Here is a 19,189-nt window from a genome sequence, read left to right on the forward strand (position 1 = left end):
ATGGCCGACCGGTCAGTCGCCGATGAAGGCGAGGAGTTCCTTGTTGACCTCGTCGGCGTGTGTCCAGATCAGCCCGTGGGGGGCGCCCTCCAGTACCACCAGGCGGGCGCCCGCGATGCTCCGGGAGAGCGGGATCGCGGTCGAGCGCAGCGGCAGGGTGCGGTCCGCGTCGCCGTGGATGATCAGTACGGGGACGTCGATCCTGGGCAGGTCGGCGCGGAAGTCGGTGAGCCAGGCCGGGACGCAGTCCAGGGTGGCCTTGGCGGACGCGGCGACGCCGACGTTCCAGCTGTACTGCACCACCTGGTCGCTCACCCGCTCGCCGCCGAGCACGTCCACGTTGTAGAAGTCGGCGAGGAAGCCCGCGAGGAAGGCCGGGCGGTCGGCGCGGATGGCGCCCTGGATCTCCTCGAAGACGATGCCGTCCACGCCGTCGGGGTTGTCGTCGGTCTTCAGCAGGAACGGCGGGACGACGCCCAGCATGACCGCCTTGGCGACGCGCTCGGACCCGTAGGCGCCGAGGTAGCGGGTGACCTCTCCGGTGCCCATGGAGAAGCCGACCAGGACGACGTCCCGCAGGTCGAGGTGGGTCAGTACGGCATCGAGATCACCCGCGAAGGTGTCGTAGTCGTAGCCGGAGGCCGGCTTGTCGGAGGCACCGAACCCGCGGCGGTCGTAGGTGATCACCCGGTTGCCGGCGGCGAGCAGCGCGGCCACCTGCTTCTCCCAGGACGCCCCGTTCAGCGGCCAGCCGTGGATGAGCACGACGGGCCGACCGGAGCCGTGATCCTCGAAATACAAATTGACGGGGTGGGAGTTCTCTTCGCCGACCGTGAGGAAGGGCATGGGGCAGTCCTTGTCGTTCAGGCTGAACAGCGCAAGCCGCACAGCTCGTTGAGCTCTGGCACGACTCAATCTAGGGAGGCGTCGAGCTGCGACTTCTCTCTGCACGCACCGGCTCTGACCTGTGCGGGCAGTGACACCGCGAGCAGCGCTGGGACCGGTGGTGCAGGGGAGTCGAGTGCAGTGCGGGAACAGCCTTGGGCACAGTGGGAGAAGAGATGTTCGAGCGTCGCGGATAGCGTCGTGGCTGTGCCGTCGTGTCCGCGGCACCGCTCGGGTTCCGAGCCTCCCAAGCCCTGCGACGTCCGCGCCGACGTCCCTGCGCCATACCCCCATCCGAAAGTGAGTACAGCCATGGTCGACTTCGACTACGTGCACGCCGCCCCCAGCTCGGACCTGCTGACGCCGGACAACTCGATGATGCTCTTCGTCGATCACCAGCCGCAGATGTTCTTCGGCACCGGCAGCGGCGACCGCTCGGCGATCATCAACGCCACCGTCGGCCTGGCCAAGGCCGCACGCGTCTTCGACGTCCCGGTGGTGCTGTCCACGGTGGCCGCCGAGTCCTTCTCCGGCCCGATCCTGCCGCAGCTGAAGGCGGTCTTCCCCGACCACGAGGTGGTCGACCGGACCTCGATGAACGCCTGGGAGGACGCGGCCCTGGTCGAGGCGGTCAAGGCCACCGGGCGCAGCAAGATCATCCTTTCCGGCCTGTGGACCGAGGTCTGCCTGGTGCTGCCTGCCCTGTCGGCGCTGGACCAGGGCTACGAGGTGTACGTGGTCTCGGACGCCTCGGGCGGGGTCAGCCCGCTGGCCCACGAGCACGCCGTGCAGCGGATGACGGCGGCCGGTGCGGTGCCGGTGACCTGGGTGCAGGTGCTGCTGGAACTGCAGCGCGACTGGGCCCGCACCGAGACGTACCTGCCGGTCATGGACGTGGTCAAGGAGCACGCCGGGGCCTACGGCCTGGGCGTCGTCTACGCGCAGTCCATGATCAACGAGCATGCGGCCGGCTGAACCGGCAACCAGGCACCCGAGAAAGAGAGTTCACCGGTGAACACAGGTCTCCTCCTGCTCCGACTGGTCGCCGGTCTGCTGGTCGCGGGTCATGGTGTGCAGAAGGTCAGCTTCCACCTGGGCGGTCGGGGGCTGGCCGGCGGCACCGCGGAGTTCCGTCAGGACGGCTTCCGTGGCGGGGTGTTCACGGCGCTCACCGCTGGGGGCAGCCAGATCGGGGCCGGTCTGCTGCTCGCGGCCGGCCTGCTCACGCCGCTGGCCGCCGCGGGGGCGATGGGTGTGATGACGGTCGCGCTGACCGTCAAGCGCCCGCACGGGCTATGGGTGCAGAACGACGGCTACGAGTACCCGCTCGTGCTGGTCGCGATCGGTGCCGCGCTGTCCGCAACGGGGCCCGGCGACTGGTCGCTCGACGCCCCGCTGGGTCTACTGCCCTGGCCCGCGTGGTGGCTGCCGCTGGCCATCCTGGCCGGCGTCGGCGGCGGCCTGGCCACCCGCCTTGCCCTGCACCGGCGTTGAGACCCACTGCCGGGTAGTGGCCCTGCCGTGACGGCGGCGCAGACGCCGACGGCCCACTCCTGATCGAGGCGATCAGGAGTGGGCTCACGGTTCGCCGATCAGGCGATGATCGGCACGAACCGGATGCCCCGGCCCAGTTCCCGCGCTCGACCTCACCCGGGCGCCGATCGCCGACAGTCGAGGGCGCGGCGTACTGCTGTTACCGGACACCGCCCCCGGACGATCGACCCCGAAAGATCGACCCCGGCCGAACCGGCGGAACTTCCGGCCCGGTGGATGTCCCGCTCAGATCAGCAGGTCGAAGAGCTCGAAGGCCTCGTCCCACTGGTCCGTGGAGGGGCGGCGGGTGTCGCGGGCGATGGTTTTGAGGGCGCGGGCGAGGGCGACGCTGAGGCCGCCGGCCAGGTCGGGCAGCCGCTGCTGGGTGTCCTCGGCGGCCTCCATGCCGAGGGCGGGGCGGGCTGCGAGCTGGTCGAGCAGCGGGCGCAGTTCTATGCCCTCCTCCAGCTTCCTGAAGGCGTGGATGCTCTCCTGCAGGCCTTTGGTGACGGGGAGGTCCTGCGGCTCGATGATGTCCCGCTCGTTGGCCTTGGCGTTGGCCGTGCCGATGAGGAAGAGGTCGTAGAGCTTGGCGTCCAGGAAGTCGTTGTAGCGCTTGAGGTCGTTCTTGTTGACGTCGAGGCCGGCGGCAGCGCGGAAGAAGCGCTCGAACTTGGAAACACCCATGACGGGCATGGCATTTCACCTTCTCGCGTCGATGGACGGGCTGAGGTCATGGAGTGGCGGGTGGTCTCACCTCCCCGAGGTGCTCGTGCGCCAGGCGGACGGCCATGGCGCCCTCGCCGACTGCGGAGGCCACCCGCTTGACCGAGCCGCTGCGGACGTCGCCGACGGCGAAGACCCCCGGCAGGCCGGTCTCCAGGGCGAGTGGGGCGCGGGCCAGGGGCTTCCAGAGGTCCGCTGCCACCTGGTCCACATGCTGCCCGGTCGGAATGAAGCCGCGCCTGTCCAGGGTGACGGCGGCTGCGAGCCAGGCGGTGGCGGGGCGCGCGCCGATGAAGACGAACAGGGCGCGGGCCGCCAGCACCTGCTGCTCGCGGGTGCGGTTGTCCTGGACGACGAGGGCTTCGACCCGGTCCTCGCCGGTGACTTCTTGGACCTCGGTATGCAGTCGGACATGGATCCGGGGGTGCCGCTCGATCCGGTCGATCAGATAGCGGGACATGCTGTGGCCCAGGTCTTCGCCGCGGACCAGCAGATGGACAGCGGGCGACTCGCGCGCCATGAACAGGGCTGCCTGGCCGGCGGAGTTGCCGCCGCCGACAACGGCCACCGCGTCAAGGCGGCAGGTCCGTGCCTCCCACAGGGTGGCGGCGTAGTGGACCCCGAGCCCCTCGAACCGTTCGACGCCGGGGACGGTCAGTCGCCGGTAGCGAGCGCCGGTGGCCACCACCACGCTGTGGGCGGCGACCGTGCCGCCCTCGGTGAGCCGCACCACGTTGGCCCCGTCGCGCTGTTCGAGTCCGGCGGCCTCGGCGGGGACGTCGATCCGGGCGCCGAACCGGGTGGCCTGTACGACGGCGCGTTCGGCGAGCTCCATGCCGGAGATCCCGGCAGGGAAACCGAGGTAGTTCTCGATCCGGGAGGACGTACCGGCCTGGCCGCCGGTCGCCACCGCGTCCAGGACGACGGTGGAGAGCCCCTCGGAGGCGCCGTACACCGCGGCGGCCAGGCCCCCAGGGCCGGCGCCGACCACGAGCAGGTCGCAGACGGCCTTCGCGGCGGTTCCGGTCCGCAGCCCGATCACCTGGGCGAGTTCGACGTTGGAGGGGTTGCGCAGCACCCGGTAGTCGTGCCACACAACGATCGGGGTCTCCTCCGGAGCGATCCCAAGACGCGTCAGCAGCGCCTCGGCGTGGGTGTCCTTCTCCACATCCGCCCAGCGGTGAGGGAGGCGGTTGCGGGCGGCGAACTCCAGCAGCCGCCGGGTGTCGGGGGAGAAGGCGGAGCCGATGATACGGAAGCCCGTCCCCGTGCCGGCCAGCATCGTGCGGCGCAGCAGGTACGCCCGCAGGATCACGTCGCCGAGCGCGGGTTCGCGGCTGAGCAGGTCGCGCAGAGCGGCCGAACCCACCGTCAGCACCTCGCCGGGTCTGTTCACCACTGCGCTGACGAAGGCGGTCTGGCCCTCCAGTACGCCGAGTTCGCCGAGGAAACTGTGCGGACCGTGCAACTGGATGACGTGCTGTTGGTCGTCCTGGCCTTCGACCACGGCCACCGTGCCGCTGAGGACGACGAAGAACTCCTCGCTGGGTTCGCCCGCCCGGAAGAGCTGTTCCCCCTCGCGGACTTGCCGTACCTGTCCGCACGGTCTCAGGATCGCTATCTGGTCGTCCGTCAGCTGCGGGTAGGCGCCGTGGACGTCGGCCGTCGGAGTCGGCATCGACACGGTTCACTCCCTTCGTCGGAAACAGCGGCCGAGGTGGAAAGCAGCGGCGGAGGACAGCAGCGGAAGCATGTGCGGAGGCAGCAGGCTGGAGGAAGCGTGGTCATCACGGCCTCCGGGAGGCGGGATCGGCCGGTCCGTGCGACGTCGACAGCGACTCGTCCACCCATCGGCGCAGCGCGTTCGCGGGCGCGGCGCCGGTCTGGCGGGCGATGGGCCTGCCGTGGTCGAGGATCAGCAGGGTGGGTACGGCTTGGACCTCGAACCGACGGGCCAGGGCGGGCGACGTGTCGATGTCGACCTTCACCAGCTTGATCCGGCCGGCCAGGTCCTTGGCGACCTGTTCGAGGGCGGGGCTCACCATGCGGCAGGGACCGCACCAGGTGGCCCAGAGGTCGACGAGCACCGGCAGGCTCGCCTGCTCGGCGACCTCCCCGAAGTCGGCGTCGCCCGCTTCGGCGATCCACGGCAGCGCAGCCCGGCAGTTCCCGCAGCGCGGGCTGCCCTGCGCCGCGGCGGGTACGCGATTGGTCCGGCCGCAGCTGGGGCAGGCGACCGTCCGCACCGAGGTCTCGGCGCCGTCGGCGGTGTCGTCACGGCCGTCGCGGTCGGGGCGGCCTTGGGGAGAAGCGCTCATCACGGATCCTGCGGCTCGTCCTGGAGGGTGACGGTCAGTTCGTCGTCCCTGGCGTCGACCAGGATGGTCACGCCGTCGCGTGCCTCTCCGCTGAGCAACGCGCGGCCGATCCTGGTCTCGACCTCGTGGGAGATGAAGCGGCGTAGCGGCCTGGCCCCGTAGACCGGGTCGTAGCCCTCGCTCGCGATCAGCCGGCGGCCCGGCTCGGTGAGGACGAGCGTGATGCGCTGCTCGGCGAGGCGGTCGCGCAGCTCGGCGAGGAGCAGATCGACGATGCGCTCGATCTGTGCGACGCCGAGCGGGTGGAAGAGGACGATGTCGTCGACCCGGTTGAGGAATTCGGGGCGGAAATGGCTGCTGAGTTCGGCCATCACCAGCGCCCGCACCTCGGGCTTGATCTCGCCGGCCTGGGTGGCGTCCTGGAGCAGGTACTGGGAGCCGAGGTTCGAGGTCATGATGACGACGGTGTTGCGGAAGTCGACGGTACGGCCCTGTGCATCGGTGATCCGGCCGTCGTCCAGCACCTGGAGCAGCGTGTTGAAGATATCGGCGTGCGCCTTCTCGATCTCGTCGAACAGGACGACCGAGTACGGCTTGCGGCGTACCGCCTCGGTGAGCTGGCCGCCTTCCTCGTAGCCGACGTAGCCGGGGGGCGCGCCGACCAGGCGGCTGACGGTGTGCCGCTCCTGGTACTCGCTCATGTCGAGCCGGATCATGTTGGTCTCGCTGTCGAACAGTGCGGCGGCCAGCGTCTTGGCCAGCTCGGTCTTCCCGACGCCGGTGGGGCCGAGGAAGATGAACGAGCCGATCGGCCGGCGCGGGTCGCGCACGCCGGAGCGGGCCCGGATCACCGCGTCGGCGACGAGCTGGACCGCCTCGTCCTGCCCGACCACCCGCTCGCGCAGGATCTCGTCCAGCTTGAGCAGCTTCTGCCGCTCGCCCTCCTGGAGCCGGGTGACGGGGATGCCGGTCCACGCGGAGACGATCTCGGCGATCTCCTCGGCGGTGACCACCTCGCGCAGCAACCGGGTCTCGCCCTGCTTGGTGGCGAGCTGCTCCTCCTCGGCGGCCAGGCGGCGCTCCAGTTCGCTGATGGTTCCGTAGCGTAGTTGGGCGGCCCGGTTGAGGTCGTAGGCACGTTCGGCCTGTTCGGCTTCCTGCCGGGCGCGCTCCAGTTCCTGGCGCAGTTCCTGGACCTTGCGGATGGCCTGGCGCTCGGCCTCCCACTGGGCGTGCTTGGCGTCCACCTCGCCCCGCAGGTCGGCCAGTTCACGCCTCAGGTCCTCCAGGCGGGCTCGGCTGGCCGGGTCGGTCTCCTGGTCCAGCGCGGCCTCCTCGATCTCCAGCCGGGTGGCCCGGCGGGTGAGTTCGTCGAGTTCGGCGGGCATGGAGTCGATCTCGGTGCGCAGTCGCGCGCAGGCCTCGTCGACCAGGTCGATGGCCTTGTCCGGGAGGAAGCGGTCGCTGATGTAGCGGTGGCTGAGGGTGGCCGCGGCTACCAGCGCGCCGTCCTGGATCTTGACGCCGTGGAAGACCTCCAGCCGCTCGCGGATGCCGCGCAGGATGGAGATCGCGTCCTCGACGGTCGGCTCGTCCACCAGCACGGTCTGGAAGCGGCGCTCCAGCGCGGCGTCGGACTCGATGTGCTTGCGGTACTCGTCCAGGGTGGTGGCGCCGATCATGTGCAGCTCACCGCGGGCCAGCATCGGTTTGAGCATGTTGCCCGCGTCCATGGCACCCTCGGCCGCGCCGGCTCCGACGACGGTGTGCAGCTCGTCCACGAACAGCAGGATGCGGCCCTCGGCGCCCTTGACCTCGGACAGAACGGCCTTGAGGCGCTCCTCGAACTCGCCGCGGTATTTGGCTCCGGCCACCAGCGATCCCATGTCGAGCGAGAACACCGTCTTGTCCCGAAGCCCTTCGGGCACGTCGCCGCGCACGATCCGCTGGGCCAGGCCCTCCACGATGGCGGTCTTGCCGACGCCCGGTTCGCCGATCAGCACCGGGTTGTTCTTGGTCTTGCGGCTGAGGATCTGGATGACCCGGCGGATCTCCGCGTCCCGGCCGATCACCGGGTCCAGGCGGCCGGCGCGCGCCTCCACCACCAGGTCGCGGCCGTACTTCTCCAGGGCCTCGTACGCTTCCTCGGGATTGGCGGAGGTGACCCGCTGGTTCCCGCGCACCGTGGTGAGGGCGGCGAGGAAGGAGTCCTTGCTCACGCGCTGTTCGCCGAGCCGACGGCCGGCCGCGGTGGTCGGCCCCTCGTCCACCAGGGCCAGCACCAGGTGCTCGGTGGAGACGTACTCGTCCTTGAGTCGCTTGGCCTCCTGTTCCGCGCTGTCCAGCAGCCGGGCCAGCCGCTGGGTCACCATCACCTGGCCCGGGGTGGCGCCCGGACCGGTCGTGCGCGGGCGCTTGGCGAGATCGGCCTCGACGGCGGCGCGCAGGGCGGCCGGGTCGGCGCCGGAATCGGCCAGTAGACGGGTCGTCAGGCCGTCCTGCTGATCGAGCAGGGCCAGCAGCAGGTGCTCCCCGTCGACCTCGGCCTGTCCCATCCGTACCGCGACGCTCTGCGCTTCCTGCAGTGCCTCCTGGGACTTCTGGGTGAGGCGGTTCATGTCCATGTCGTCGACTCCTTGGCGGCTCGTTCGCTGCGCCGCAGTGCGGTCTCCAGACGTTCGATGCGGTCGAGCAGGTCCAGGACGACGCCGATGGCCGCGTAGTTGAGGTGCAGTCCGGCCCGCAGCCGCTGAACGCGGGCGATGGCCGATGGCGCGCCGCCCCGGAACCACATCCGGCCCCGGGCGTCACGCTCGGCGTCCACCAGGCCGAGGGCGACGAAGCGGCTGACCAGTTCGGGCGGCAGTCCGCTGCGGGAGGCCACGTCGGCCATGGGGAGCCGATAGGGGCTGGGGCTGGTCCGGTAGACCCGCACCAGGGGATAGGCAGCCCTGGCGCCGGCCTGTCCGGCGCCTGCGGCGGGAGAACGGCGTTCGGCTCTCATGTCTGCTTCCTCGGGTCGAAGGAGGAGACTGCGGCCAGTTCCTCGAACAGCTCGCGCTCACGCGGGCCGGGCGAGGGCGGCACCATGACCTTGATCTCGGCATACAGGTCACCGGGGGAACCCCTGGGATGCGGCATCCCCTCGCCGCGCAGCCGCAGCCGGCGGCCGGTGGAGGTCCCGGGCGGCACGTGCACCTTGGCCGTCCCGCCCGGACCGGAGACCGGCACCGTCGCACCCAGTGCGGCCTCCCAGGCGGTGACCGGCAGATCGACGTGGATGTCGCGCCCGACGAGCCGGTAGCGGGGATGCGGAGCGATACGGACCACCAGGTAGAGGTCCCCGGCGGAACCCGGGCCGCGGCCCTGGCCGCCCTCCCCCGCGAGCCGGATGCGCTGTCCGTCGACGACGCCGGCCGGAACGGTGACGTCATAGGTGCGCTCCCCTCCGGGCCCGCCGAGGGTGATCTTCCGCCGGCCGCCGCGGTATGCGTCTTCGACGCTGAGGGCGAGTTCGGCTTCTTGGTCCGCGCCGGGGATCGGGCCGCCCCGCCCGGCGCGGCCGGCTCGGCCGCTGAACACGCCTCCGAAGAGGTCCTCGAAGTCCACGCCGGAGGTGTCGAAGTCGGTCTCCGTCCAGGTCCGTGCGCGCGCCCGGTCGGCGCCTCGGCCCCGCCCGAAGGGACTGCCGCGGTGAGCGCCGGCTCCACCGCCGAAGCCCTGGCCGGCCGCGACACGCTCGTCGAAGTCCTCCGGAATCTGCCGGAAGTCCGGGCCGAAGCGGTCGTAGCGCGACCGGGTGTCGGGGTCGGACAGCACGCTGTACGCCTCGTTGATCTGTTTGAAGCGCTCCTCGGCAGCCGGATCGCGGTTGATGTCCGGGTGGTAGCGGCGGGCCAAGGTGCGGAACGCCTGCTGGATCTCGGCCGCGTCGGCGGTGCGCGGGACGCCCAGCAGCTCGTAGTAGTCGCGTGCCATGGCGGCCTCAATCCTGCTTGCGGGTGACCACTACCGCGGCCGGCCGCAGCTGGCGGCCGGGTTCGCCGTAGCCGGGCCGCAGCACCTGGACGACGGTGCCCGCAGCGGTGTCCGGTGCATCCACCACGGAGACCACCTCGTGCTGCTCGGGCTGGAAGGGGACGCCGGTCTCCTCGTAGCGGGGGTAGCCGAGGCTTCGCAGCACCTCGACGGCCTGGTCGCGGACCGCCCGCACCCCGCTGACGATCGCGCCGTGGTCGTCGGCGCCCGCGTGGGCGAGGGCCAGTTCGAGGTTGTCGACGACCGGGAGGAAGGCCGCGGCCACCCTGGCCCGCTCGGCCTCCCGTTCCCGGGGGAGCTCACGGGCGTAGCGCTTGCGGAGGTTGTCGAGGTCGGCGAGGGCTCGCCGCCACCGGTCCTCCAGCTCCGCTACCTCCGGGCTGCGGGGTCCTGGCGCCTGTTCCCCGGCTTCGGGGGCAGGCGGGGGCGTCTGCAGTGGGGGCGTCCGCTCGGGCGAGGTCTGCTCGGGCGGGGGGCGGTCCTCGGCGGGACGCATCTGTTCCTGATCCGACATGTCGCCGCCTTCAGCTCTTGTCGAAATCGGCGTCGATGACGTCGTCGTCGCCCCCCGCGGATCGGCTCTGGGGGCCCTGGCCGGGCGCCGCGCCGGGCTGGGCGCCCGCCGGTCCGGTGGGGTGGGCGGCCAGCGCCGCGTGGATCTGCTGGAGTTCCGAGGTCAGGCTCCGGGCCCGGTCCGCCGGCGCCTCCTCCTTGACGGCGGTACGCGCCTCGTCGATCAGCAGTCGCGCGCGGGCCCGTTCGTGCTCCGGTGCGGCGTCGCCGAGGTCGTCCAGCCGGCGCTCCACCTGGTACGCGGAGGTGTCGAGCTCGTTGCGGGCGTCGATGGCCTCGCGCAGGGCCAAGTCGCTGGTGCGGTTGCTCTCGGCCTCGTTGATCATCCGCTCGACCTCGGACGGGTCGAGGTTGGAGCCTTCGCTGATGGTGATCGACTGCTCGGCGCCGGTGTCCCGGTCCTTGGCGCTGACCTTGAGGATGCCGTTGGCGTCGATGTCGAAGGTGACCTCGATCTGGGTCTCCCCGCGCCGGGCCGGCCGCAGGTTCTCCAGCCGGAAGCGGCCCAGCACCCGGTTGTCGGCGGCCAGTTCGCGCTCGCCCTGGAGCACCACGATGTCCACGGCCGGCTGGTTGTCCTCAGCCGTGGAGAAGGTCTCGGAGCGGCGGGCGGGGATGGTGGTGTTCCGTTCGATGATCTTGGTCATCACGCCGCCGGCCGTCTCGACGCCCAGCGAGAGCGGGGTGACGTCCAGCAGCAGGACGTCCTTGACCTCGCCCTTGAGCACTCCGGCCTGGACGGCGGCGCCCAGCGCCACGACCTCGTCGGGGTTCACGCTCATGTTCGGGTCCTTGCCGCCGGTCAGCCGACGGACCAGGTTCTGCACGGCCGGCATACGGGTCGAGCCGCCGACGAGGATGACCTCGTCGATGTCGTTGTCGGTGACCTTGGCGTCGCTCATCGCCGTCCGGACCGGTTCCAGGCAGCGCTCCACCAGGTCCGAGGTGATCTGCTCGAAGGTGGAGCGGCGGACCGTCTCGGTGAGGTGCTTCGGCCCGGAGGCGTCCGCCGTGATGAACGGCAGGCTCACCTGGGTCTGGCTGACCGAGCTCAGCTCGGTCTTCGCCTTCTCGGCCGCCTCGAACAGGCGTTGCAGCGCCTGCGGGTCCTTGCGCAGGTCGATGCCCTCGGCCTGCTGGAAGCCGTCCGCCAGGTGGTCCACCAGCCGGCGGTCGAAGTCGTCGCCGCCCAGGTGGGAGTCGCCTGCCGTGGCGCGGACCTCCACCACTCCGTCGCCGACGTCCAGCAGGCTGACGTCGAAGGTGCCGCCGCCGAGGTCGAAGACCATGACCGTCTCGTGGCCCTTCTTGTCCAGCCCGTAGGCCAGCGCCGCGGCGGTCGGCTCGTTGATGATCCGCAGGACTTCGAGACCGGCTATCTTCCCGGCGTCCTTGGTGGCCTGGCGCTGGGCGTCGTTGAAGTACGCCGGTACGGTGATGACCGCCTCGGTCACCTTCTCGCCGAGGGACTTGCCGGCGTCGTCGGCCAGCTTCCGCAGCACCTGCGCACTGATCTCCTCCGGCGCGTACTGCTTGCCTCTCACCTCGAAGCGGGCCACCCCGCCGGGCCCCTCGACCACGTCGAAGGAGACCGCCTTGGCCTCGTCGGAGATCTCGTCGTAGCGGCGCCCGATGAACCGCTTCGCCGAGGTGATGGTGCCTTTGGGGTTGAGGATCGACTGTCGGCGCGCGAGCTGTCCCACCAGCCGCTCGCCGTCATCGGAGAAACCGACCACCGACGGGGTCGTCCTGGCCCCCTCGGCATTCGGGACGACAGAGGGCTCACCGCCCTCCCAGACCGCGATGACCGAGTTGGTGGTACCGAGATCGATGCCTACTGCCTTCGCCATGGGAATCTCCTCCGCCGGGACACGGGACCGATCGGCGGGCTGCCAGGCATACGACGCCGCGCCCACCGCACCCTTGTGCAGCCTCGCGCGGTACGCGGCGCGCTTCCTGGCCCTGGCGTGACCAAACTGCGCCGTCCTTTCAGTCCGCGAGGACGGGGATCCGGCACAGCTCGCAGGTGAGCCCCCGTGCCGAGCGGCGTAGCGTCGACAGTGCGAAGCCGCTGTCGAGCCGCGAATGGACCCGCGATGGACGCTGTTCCGTTTCCGACCGCCCGGCCCCTCCACTCCAATCCGCACCTGGGGGCCGCGCGACACGCACTGCTACGGCTGGTGACGGTCATGCTCGACGGCGACGACGAGCGCGAGGTGCTGTGGGGGGCCATGGCGGCGATCGCCGCCGTGGGCCCGTTCACCGCCGAGGCGGCGTATGCCGTGCACCACGGTCTGGCGCGGCGCTGCCCACCGCGCCCGGCGACGGCCTCCACCGTCGCCAGGGCCGGGAGCGCGGCGGCGCGGGAGCCGGCGGTGGATCCCGACGGCAAGGCTCCCGCCGAAGCAGTGGCCGAAGCTGTGGACGCCGAGCGGCTCGACCGGCGGATCGGCGCTCTGGACGGCCGCAGCCAGAACCTTCACGAGCCGGGCGGGCCGTGGGCACGGGCCATCGCGCTGCGGTACCGGGAAATCTGCCTCGGCTATCTCGTCGTCCGATCCCTGACCACGCCCTCGGCCGAGGAGACCGCCCTGACCGATCTGCTCGCGCAGCAGACCGGGATGGTCCTCGCGCGCCTCACCGGGCGCCGGGGCCCACCGGCCGGCGGGTCGCAGGACGTGCCGGGGACCGGGGACCTGTCCGGCACCGGGAACCTGCCGGAGCCCGAGGACGGCTCACCCACCGCCGGCCTCGGCGACAGAACCGCCGCCGCCCTGGCCTCGCGGCTCGCCACCCACGAGGCGCTCTCCCGCGCCGGCGTCTCCGGCAGGGGCGAGGCGGGAATCCTCCAGACCCTGCACGAACACACGGGATTCGCGGCCCTCACCGAGGACCGCTTCGGCAACCCGCGGGCATGGGCGGGCCCCCGAGGGGGCGACCCCCGGAGCGGAACCGGCAGCGGAATGCGCCCCGAGCCGGAGAACCGGCGCCGGGACGCCCTGATGCACCGCGCGCGGCGCCGGCCCGGCGCCGTCCAGGACCGGGACCGGCTGGTCATGCCCGTAGCGATGGCGGGAGATCTGCTCGGTGTCGTCGCGCTGGTTGATCCGGACCAGCGGGCGGCGGAAGCGGACACCTCGGCGCTCGAACAGGCCGCTCTGGTGCTGGCTCCCCTGCTCTCCCACGAGCGCAGGCTGGCCGAGCTGGAGCCCCGGCTGCGCCGCGACCTGGTCGACCGGCTGGTCTCGGGTGAGTGGACCGAGGACGCCTTCACCCAGGCAGCAGCCCTGGGCCACGACCTGCACCGGCAGCACAGAGTCGCCGTACTGGAGTGGCTCGGGGCGGCCGAGGGCGCCGCGCTCGGCGACGCGGTGGCGCGGGCGGCCGAGCGGCTGCGCCGGGACGTGCTCGTCGGCTCGCGTGGCGCGAGCACGGTCGTCCTGGTGGCCGGTGAGGACCGGCGTGATCCGGGAGACGAGCTGTACAGGGCCGTCTCGGACGAACTCGGCACCGGCGCCGGCGCGATCGGGGTCGGCGGCCAGTGCGACGTCCTCGCCGATCTGCCGCACTCCTACGGCGAGGCCGTCCGTGCCCTCGCCGTCCGCCGCCGTTCCCAGGACCCGTACGGCAGCACCGGCTTCGACGAGCTGGGCCTGTGCCGCATGATCGGCACCGGCGAAGGCGAGCGGGAAGCCGACCGCTTCGTCCGGGTATGGCTGGGACGGCTGCTGGACTACGACGCCCACCACCACACCGAGCTGGTGATGACACTCTCGCGCTACCTGGAGAGCGGCTGCAGCTACGACGCGACCTCCGAGATGCTCCTCATCCACCGCAGCACCGTCCGCTACCGCCTCCAGCGCATCGGCGAGATCACCGGCCACGACCTGGGCGTCGCCGAGACGCGCCTCAATCTGCACATTGCCACCCACATCCGCAACGTGCTCGACCCACCGCGTTGAGTCGCGGACGAGCCCGTGGCGGTCACTGTGGGTGACGATCTTTGCCCTGTCCCTGGACGTAGGCGGCACCGGTCAGTGCGACGCCGACGGGGGGACCGTAGAACGCCTGGACTACCCCGAGCCGGTCCGCGAACCGTGGACGTCCGGGAGTATCAGGACACTCCAGCTGGGTCATGCGGTGGAGTTGGAGTTCTCCTGGTCCGGCCTGCGGTGGAGGGCTGCGAGGACGGATCGGTGGGTGAGCCACCCGGCGAGGCGGGTGCGGGTGGGGTCGAGGACGGGCAGTCCGGCTCCTTCGGTGGTCGCGAGGGCGTCGAGGGCCTGGGCCAGATCGGTGTCGGCGGCGACCTGGTGCGGCCGGTGGGTGATGGCGGCGAGGGTGGTGGTGCCGTGGGTGCCGTCGGCGAGGGTTTCGGTGGCGGCGCGGGCGGTGGCGGTGCCGAGGTAGCTGCCATCGGTGGCCAGGACGGGCAGGACGCCGTGCCGGGATGCAGCGAGGATGTCGGCGGCCGTGGTCAGCGGCATCGTCTCGCTGAGAGCCTCGGGCAGCGGCTCCATCACTTCGGCGGCGGTGAGGCCGGAGAAGGGTGAGATGGTCGGTTTCTCGTCGAGGTCGATGCCGCGGCGGCGCAGTTTGAGGCTGTAGATGGTGTCGCGGGACAGGGCGCGGCTGACCCCGGTGGCCAGCACGATGGCGGTCATCAGGGGCAGGATGATCGTGTATTCGCCGGTGAGTTCGAACAGGATGATGACGGCGGTGATGGGGGCGCGGGCAGCGCCGGCGAAGACGGCCCCCATGCCGATCAGGCCGTAGGCGCCGAGCGGGCCGGTGATGCCGGGGACGAGGTGCTGGGCGGTGGCGCCGAAGGCGGCGCCGAGCATGGCGCCCATGAAGAGGGAGGGGGCGAAGACGCCGCCGGAGCCGCCGATGCCGATGGTGAGGCTGGTTGCAGCGATCTTCCCCACCAGGAGCAGGAGGAGGAAGGCGATTACGTACTTGCCGTTGACGGCGTTCTCCAGTACCGGGTAGCCGACGCCGTACATCTGCGGCAGGACGAGCAGGAGCAGGCCGAGCAGGAGCCCGCCGACGGCGGGGCGGGCCCATTCGGGACCGCGCCACACATAGTCGCAGGCGTCCTCGATCCAGTAGAGGATCCGGGTGAAGCCGACGCCGACCGCCCCGGCGATCACGCCGAGGAGGGCGAAGAGCAGGTACTGGGCGAGGTGGTGGACGCCGAAGGCGGGCAACTGGAGGAACGGGGTGTTGCCGAAGGCGGCCCGGCCGATGACCGAGGAGGTCACGGAGGAGAGCACGACCATGCCGAAGGCTTCGGCGGTGAAGTCGCGCAGGATCAGCTCCATCGCGAAGAACACCCCGGCCAGCGGGGCGTTGAAGGTGGCGGCGATGCCGCCCGCCGCGCCGCAGGCGACCAGCACCTTCATCCGGTCCTCGGGCACCCTGACCACGCGGCCCAGGGTGGAGCCGAGCGCGGAGCCGATCTGGACGATCGGGCCCTCGCGGCCCACGGATCCGCCGCCGCCGATGGTCAGCGCGGAGGCCAGGGACTTGACCAGGGCGACCTGCGGGGCGATCCGTCCGCCGCGCCGGGCGACGGCGTACATGACCTCGGGTACGCCGTGGCCGCGGGCCTCGCGGGCGAAGCGCTGGACCAGCGGGCCGTACAGGAGTCCGGCCACCACCGGGGCGAGCAGGACGAACCAGCGGCCGAGCCAGGGGACGTGCGGGTTGGCGGCGTGCCCGGCGGCCGCGTAGTCGGGATGGCCGGACAGCGCCAGGGTGAACGTCTTGATCAGCCAGCGGAAGGCGATCGCCCCGAGGCCGGCTCCGGCGCCGACCAGCAGGGCCAGGACGAGCAGGCCGCCCTTGGATTCGCGCAGGGCGGTGGGGGCGGCGGCCAGGCCGCGTCGTACGACGGGGGTGCGGGAGTCGAGGGGCTGGGGGCTTGGGGGTATGGCTTCGGCTGCGGTCACTCTTGCATTATGCAAATAATATCTTTGCACTGCGCAAGGGTCTCTCGTTTCGAGATGGCCGATCCGCGATGCGGGACAGGCGGGGGCACGGCGGGCCCTGCGGAGCGCGTACGCCCCCGGAGCGGCGCACGCCACGGCGTGCGGGAGGTAGAAAGGAGGCATGTCGCACGACCGCGCCCAGCCGCCCGCCGCCGATCCGTCCCCGCTCAGCGCGGAGGAGGACCTCGTCACGGCGGTTCTCACCGCCTCGCGCGTCCTGGTCGCGATCTCCGCGAGGTCGCTGGGCGAGGTGGAGGAGTCGTTGACGCTGCCTCAGTTCCGGATGCTGGTCGTGCTGCAGAGCCGTGGTGCGATGAGCCTGTCCCGGCTGGCGGAGTTCCTGGCGGTCAACCCGTCCACGGCGATGCGGATGATCGAGCGTCTGGTCACGGCCGGCATGGTGGTGCGCGAGACGGGTCTGCCGGACCGGCGCGAGGTGCGGATCGTGCTCACCGAGGAGGGGGTTCGCACGGTGGTGGATGCCACCGACCGGCGCCGGGCCGAGATCGCCCAGGTGGTCGCGGCGATGCCGCCGGAGCAGCGCTCCGGCCTGGTCGCGGCGCTGCGGGCGTTCGCCGAGGCCGGCGGTGAACCGGCGGCGCCACTCAGGCAGTTGGACCTGCTCGGCTGGTGACCACCGCTGGTGCCCCTGGTCCCGGCGCCTCCCTGGCAGGTACGGCCCGTGCACTTCATGACGGTTCCGTGGAGTGCCGCGATGTCCGCTGTGGGGGCTCTCCTGGTCCGACGACCGCGGGGAGGGGGCGCTGTGGGTCCGGGTGAGGCGATCCGCCATTCCGACGTCCGTCACTTTCCGGTCATGCAACGTGCCCGAACATCACCACAGCCGGAAACCGGACCTCTCCTCTCCGCTGCGGGCGCCCTTCCCCCCGCGAGCGCCCCGGCGCATGCTGATGCCGGGCCGGACAACGGCGTCCTGCCCGCGGAGGGGGACCGGCATGGACTACGAGAACCTGTTCGAACGCATCAACCGCGCGGTCCACCCCGTCCTGGCCGAAGGAACCGTCGCCCAGTACATCCCGGCCCTCGCCGCCGTCGACCCCCACCGGTTCGGCCTCGCGATCGCGGACACCGGCACCCGCAAACCACGCGGCACCGGGGACTGGCAGGTCCCGTTCTCCATCCAGTCCATCTCCAAGGTGTTCACCCTCGCCCTGGTCCTGGCCGCCGACGGCGACTCGCTGTGGGCCCGGGTGGGCAAGGAGCCCTCCGGGTCACCCTTCAACTCCCTGGCCCAGCTGGAACGTGAGAACGCGATCCCGCGCAACCCCTTCGTCAACGCCGGCGCCCTGGTCATCACCGACCGGCTGCTCACCCTCACCGGCGACTCCCGGGGCACCCTGCGCGAGTTCCTCCGCACCGAGAGCGGCAACCCGCACATCGACTTCGACGCCCAGGTCGCCTGGAGCGAGAGCCACCACGGACACCGCAACGCCGCCCTCGGCCACCTGCTGGCCGACCACGGCCGCCTCGACAACCCCGTCCCGGACGTCCTCGACCACTACTTCTGGCAGTGCGCCCTCACCATGAGCTGCCGCGACCTCGCCCTCGCCGCAGGGTTCCTGGCCCGGCACGGCTTACGGGCCGACGGCACCCGGCTGCTCACCCGCAGCGAGGCCAAGCGCGTCAACGCCGTCATGCTGATCGGCGGCACCTACGACGCCGCGGGCGAGTTCGCCCACCGGGTCGGCCTGCCCGCCAAGAGCGGTGTCGGCGGGGGCATCCTGGCCGTCATCCCGGGGCGCGGGACGCTCTGCACCTGGGGGCCGGCTCTCGACAGCCACGGCAACTCGATCGCGGGCATCACCGCGCTCGACACCCTCACCACTCACACCGGCTGGTCCATCTTCTGACCGGCGGCGCACACACCCGGCCCGGACCGCCGGGTGCTGCCCGGTTCCACACGAAGGTGACGGTCTCGTCGACGCGTGCCGAGTGGATGCCGACGGAAGCCTCACGCATGTACTGCTCGCACAGCTCGTGGGCCTTCTTGTACGCGTCGGTCGAGAGCGCTCGGCCATGGCCTCCTGCGGCGTCGCAGCCGGTAGTGATCCCCGGCGAAGCCCTGCGTGACCGGTGGCCCGGACGGAACCGCCGCGTGACAATCAGGGGTCAACCCGAGGGTGTATGGGAGTTCTCCGCCAGTCGGCGCGTGTCGAGCACGACGACGGGCGCGTGACCGTGAACGAGTTCACTCCGGCACCTGCGGAACAGGTCCGGTGGCCCCGCTGAACCTAAAACGGGAGCAGACGTTTTCGTTTAGAGTGTGCGGTATGCCCAGGCTGAGTGAAGAGACCCGGGAGGAGCGGCGTCGCCACATCCTCACCAGCGCCTGGCGCTGCTTCTCCCGCGACGGATTCCACGCCACGTCGATGGACGACGTGATCACCGCGACCGGCATGTCCTCCAGCGCGGTGTACCGGTACTTCCGCAGCAAGGACGACCTCATCCTGGCCGCCGCGGACGAATCCCTGGCCCTGGTCCGCAACCTGTTCAGCGGTCTCCTGGAGCAGCGCCCCACCCCGTCACCGGCCCAGGTCGTGACCGCGATGGTGGCCGAGCTGCGCGACTGCGACCCGGGACAGGGTGACGACCTGCGGCGCATCGCCATCCAGGCGTGGGGGGAAGCGCTGCGCAGGCCGGAGCTGGCGGAGCGCACCCGCTCGTTCTACCTGGACGTGCGCGGCAGTCTCGCCGAGTTGGCCGGCCGGTGGCGGGAGGAGGGCCGGCTCGGGCCGCAGGCGGACCCGGAGGCGGTGGCGTCGGTGCTGATGTCCCTGATGCCGGGACTGCTGGTCGGGCGCTACCTGGTGGACCCGGTCTCGGTGGATCGCATGGTCGAGGGCCTGTCGGCCCTCGCCTCGGCGTTCCCTCCGGGGCAGGGCGGCGACGGGCTGTAGCAGTTCTGCGGAACCGTCAACTCCTGTTCGCGCCCACGGGCCGAGATGAGACCCGGGCCGTTCGCCGGTCCGATGGCGGGACTACCGGGTGCCGCACCCGCAGGCGCCCACCTCGGGCGGCGACAGCCACACCCTCTACCGATTCTGACGAACTCGCCGGCTTCTTCCGGGAGTTGCCGAGCACCAAGGAACGTAGCCCGGCCTT

General features: G+C 71.3%; 16 protein-coding genes. 6 read left to right on the forward strand and 10 right to left on the reverse strand.

Going from position 1 to position 19,189, the window contains the following annotated elements:
* Positions 1-12: 12 nt before the first annotated feature.
* A complete protein-coding gene (locus OG294_RS35925; RefSeq protein ID WP_327070750.1) occupies positions 13-846 on the reverse strand; it encodes an alpha/beta fold hydrolase in 834 nt (277 codons plus the stop codon).
* Between the two features lie 351 nt (positions 847-1,197).
* Between OG294_RS35925 and OG294_RS35930 the strand changes: the two genes are divergently transcribed.
* Positions 1,198-1,860, forward strand: a complete 663-nt coding sequence (locus tag OG294_RS35930) for a hydrolase (protein ID WP_327071794.1) — start codon at positions 1,198-1,200, stop codon at positions 1,858-1,860.
* Positions 1,861-1,896: 36 nt separating this feature from the next.
* The gene (locus tag OG294_RS35935) at positions 1,897-2,379 is read left to right on the forward strand and encodes a DoxX family membrane protein (RefSeq protein WP_327070751.1); all 483 of its coding nucleotides are present in this window, start codon (positions 1,897-1,899) and stop codon (positions 2,377-2,379) included.
* Positions 2,380-2,664: 285 nt separating this feature from the next.
* On the opposite strand, the gene OG294_RS35940 is transcribed toward OG294_RS35935, so the two are convergent.
* The 8 genes from OG294_RS35940 to dnaK form a co-directional block, all read right to left on the reverse strand.
* On the reverse strand, positions 2,665-3,105 hold the full coding sequence (locus tag OG294_RS35940; RefSeq protein ID WP_327070752.1) for a DUF1931 family protein: 441 nt from the start codon (positions 3,103-3,105) through the stop codon (positions 2,665-2,667).
* A 46-nt stretch (positions 3,106-3,151) separates the two neighbouring features.
* On the reverse strand, positions 3,152-4,822 hold the full coding sequence (locus tag OG294_RS35945) for an FAD-dependent oxidoreductase (RefSeq protein ID WP_442789384.1): 1,671 nt from the start codon (positions 4,820-4,822) through the stop codon (positions 3,152-3,154).
* A 109-nt stretch (positions 4,823-4,931) separates the two neighbouring features.
* A complete protein-coding gene (gene trxA, locus OG294_RS35950; RefSeq protein WP_327070753.1) occupies positions 4,932-5,462 on the reverse strand; it encodes a thioredoxin in 531 nt (176 codons plus the stop codon).
* Positions 5,462-8,086 (reverse strand): ATP-dependent chaperone ClpB, encoded by a 2,625-nt coding sequence (gene clpB / locus OG294_RS35955; protein WP_327070754.1) that lies wholly within the window; start codon positions 8,084-8,086, stop codon positions 5,462-5,464. Before clpB ends, trxA begins: the two co-directional genes overlap by 1 nt.
* Positions 8,077-8,466: a chaperone modulator CbpM gene (locus OG294_RS35960; protein ID WP_327070755.1), complete on the reverse strand. Its 390-nt coding sequence runs from the start codon at positions 8,464-8,466 to the stop codon at positions 8,077-8,079. The genes clpB and OG294_RS35960 overlap by 10 nt, the downstream gene beginning before the upstream one ends.
* Positions 8,463-9,440: a J domain-containing protein gene (locus OG294_RS35965; protein ID WP_327070756.1), complete on the reverse strand. Its 978-nt coding sequence runs from the start codon at positions 9,438-9,440 to the stop codon at positions 8,463-8,465. Before OG294_RS35965 ends, OG294_RS35960 begins: the two co-directional genes overlap by 4 nt.
* Before the next feature lie 7 nt (positions 9,441-9,447).
* Positions 9,448-10,014, reverse strand: coding sequence for a nucleotide exchange factor GrpE (locus OG294_RS35970; protein WP_327070757.1), 567 nt, complete (start codon positions 10,012-10,014; stop codon positions 9,448-9,450).
* Positions 10,015-10,024: 10 nt separating this feature from the next.
* Entirely contained in the window at positions 10,025-11,923 is a 1,899-nt protein-coding gene (gene dnaK, locus OG294_RS35975) for a molecular chaperone DnaK (protein ID WP_327070758.1), read from the reverse strand.
* A gap of 339 nt (positions 11,924-12,262) precedes the next feature.
* Here dnaK and OG294_RS35980 point away from each other — a divergent pair, with 339 nt between their 5' ends.
* Positions 12,263-14,035, forward strand: coding sequence for a PucR family transcriptional regulator (locus tag OG294_RS35980; RefSeq protein WP_327071795.1), 1,773 nt, complete (start codon positions 12,263-12,265; stop codon positions 14,033-14,035).
* Between the two features lie 171 nt (positions 14,036-14,206).
* On the opposite strand, the gene OG294_RS35985 is transcribed toward OG294_RS35980, so the two are convergent.
* A complete protein-coding gene (locus tag OG294_RS35985) occupies positions 14,207-15,913 on the reverse strand; it encodes a chloride channel protein (protein WP_327071796.1) in 1,707 nt (568 codons plus the stop codon).
* A gap of 274 nt (positions 15,914-16,187) precedes the next feature.
* Here OG294_RS35985 and OG294_RS35990 point away from each other — a divergent pair, with 274 nt between their 5' ends.
* The 3 genes from OG294_RS35990 (at position 16,188) to OG294_RS36000 (ending at position 18,984) form a co-directional block, all read left to right on the forward strand.
* Entirely contained in the window at positions 16,188-16,700 is a 513-nt protein-coding gene (locus OG294_RS35990) for a MarR family winged helix-turn-helix transcriptional regulator (protein WP_327070759.1), read from the forward strand.
* A gap of 322 nt (positions 16,701-17,022) precedes the next feature.
* On the forward strand, positions 17,023-17,937 hold the full coding sequence (locus OG294_RS35995; protein WP_327070760.1) for a glutaminase: 915 nt from the start codon (positions 17,023-17,025) through the stop codon (positions 17,935-17,937).
* A gap of 420 nt (positions 17,938-18,357) precedes the next feature.
* The gene (locus OG294_RS36000; RefSeq protein ID WP_327070761.1) at positions 18,358-18,984 is read left to right on the forward strand and encodes a TetR/AcrR family transcriptional regulator; all 627 of its coding nucleotides are present in this window, start codon (positions 18,358-18,360) and stop codon (positions 18,982-18,984) included.
* Positions 18,985-19,189 lie beyond the last annotated feature (205 nt).

The organism is Kitasatospora sp. NBC_01302, from assembly GCF_035976515.1.
In the GTDB taxonomy this organism is placed as follows: Bacteria; Actinomycetota; Actinomycetes; order Streptomycetales; family Streptomycetaceae; genus Kitasatospora.

Coding starts and splice junctions, on each gene's coding strand:
- OG294_RS35925 (WP_327070750.1), bottom strand. CDS start 846: ATGCCCTTCCTCACGGTCGGCGAAGAGAACTCCCACCCCGTCAATTTG.
- OG294_RS35930 (WP_327071794.1), top strand. CDS start 1,198: ATGGTCGACTTCGACTACGTGCACGCCGCCCCCAGCTCGGACCTGCTG.
- OG294_RS35940 (WP_327070752.1), bottom strand. CDS start 3,105: ATGGGTGTTTCCAAGTTCGAGCGCTTCTTCCGCGCTGCCGCCGGCCTC.
- OG294_RS35945 (WP_442789384.1), bottom strand. CDS start 4,822: ATGCCGACTCCGACGGCCGACGTCCACGGCGCCTACCCGCAGCTGACG.
- trxA (WP_327070753.1), bottom strand. CDS start 5,462: ATGAGCGCTTCTCCCCAAGGCCGCCCCGACCGCGACGGCCGTGACGAC.
- clpB (WP_327070754.1), bottom strand. CDS start 8,086: ATGGACATGAACCGCCTCACCCAGAAGTCCCAGGAGGCACTGCAGGAA.
- OG294_RS35960 (WP_327070755.1), bottom strand. CDS start 8,466: ATGAGAGCCGAACGCCGTTCTCCCGCCGCAGGCGCCGGACAGGCCGGC.
- OG294_RS35965 (WP_327070756.1), bottom strand. CDS start 9,440: ATGGCACGCGACTACTACGAGCTGCTGGGCGTCCCGCGCACCGCCGAC.
- OG294_RS35970 (WP_327070757.1), bottom strand. CDS start 10,014: ATGTCGGATCAGGAACAGATGCGTCCCGCCGAGGACCGCCCCCCGCCC.
- dnaK (WP_327070758.1), bottom strand. CDS start 11,923: ATGGCGAAGGCAGTAGGCATCGATCTCGGTACCACCAACTCGGTCATC.
- OG294_RS35980 (WP_327071795.1), top strand. CDS start 12,263: ATGCTCGACGGCGACGACGAGCGCGAGGTGCTGTGGGGGGCCATGGCG.
- OG294_RS35990 (WP_327070759.1), top strand. CDS start 16,188: ATGTCGCACGACCGCGCCCAGCCGCCCGCCGCCGATCCGTCCCCGCTC.
- OG294_RS35995 (WP_327070760.1), top strand. CDS start 17,023: ATGGACTACGAGAACCTGTTCGAACGCATCAACCGCGCGGTCCACCCC.
- OG294_RS36000 (WP_327070761.1), top strand. CDS start 18,358: ATGCCCAGGCTGAGTGAAGAGACCCGGGAGGAGCGGCGTCGCCACATC.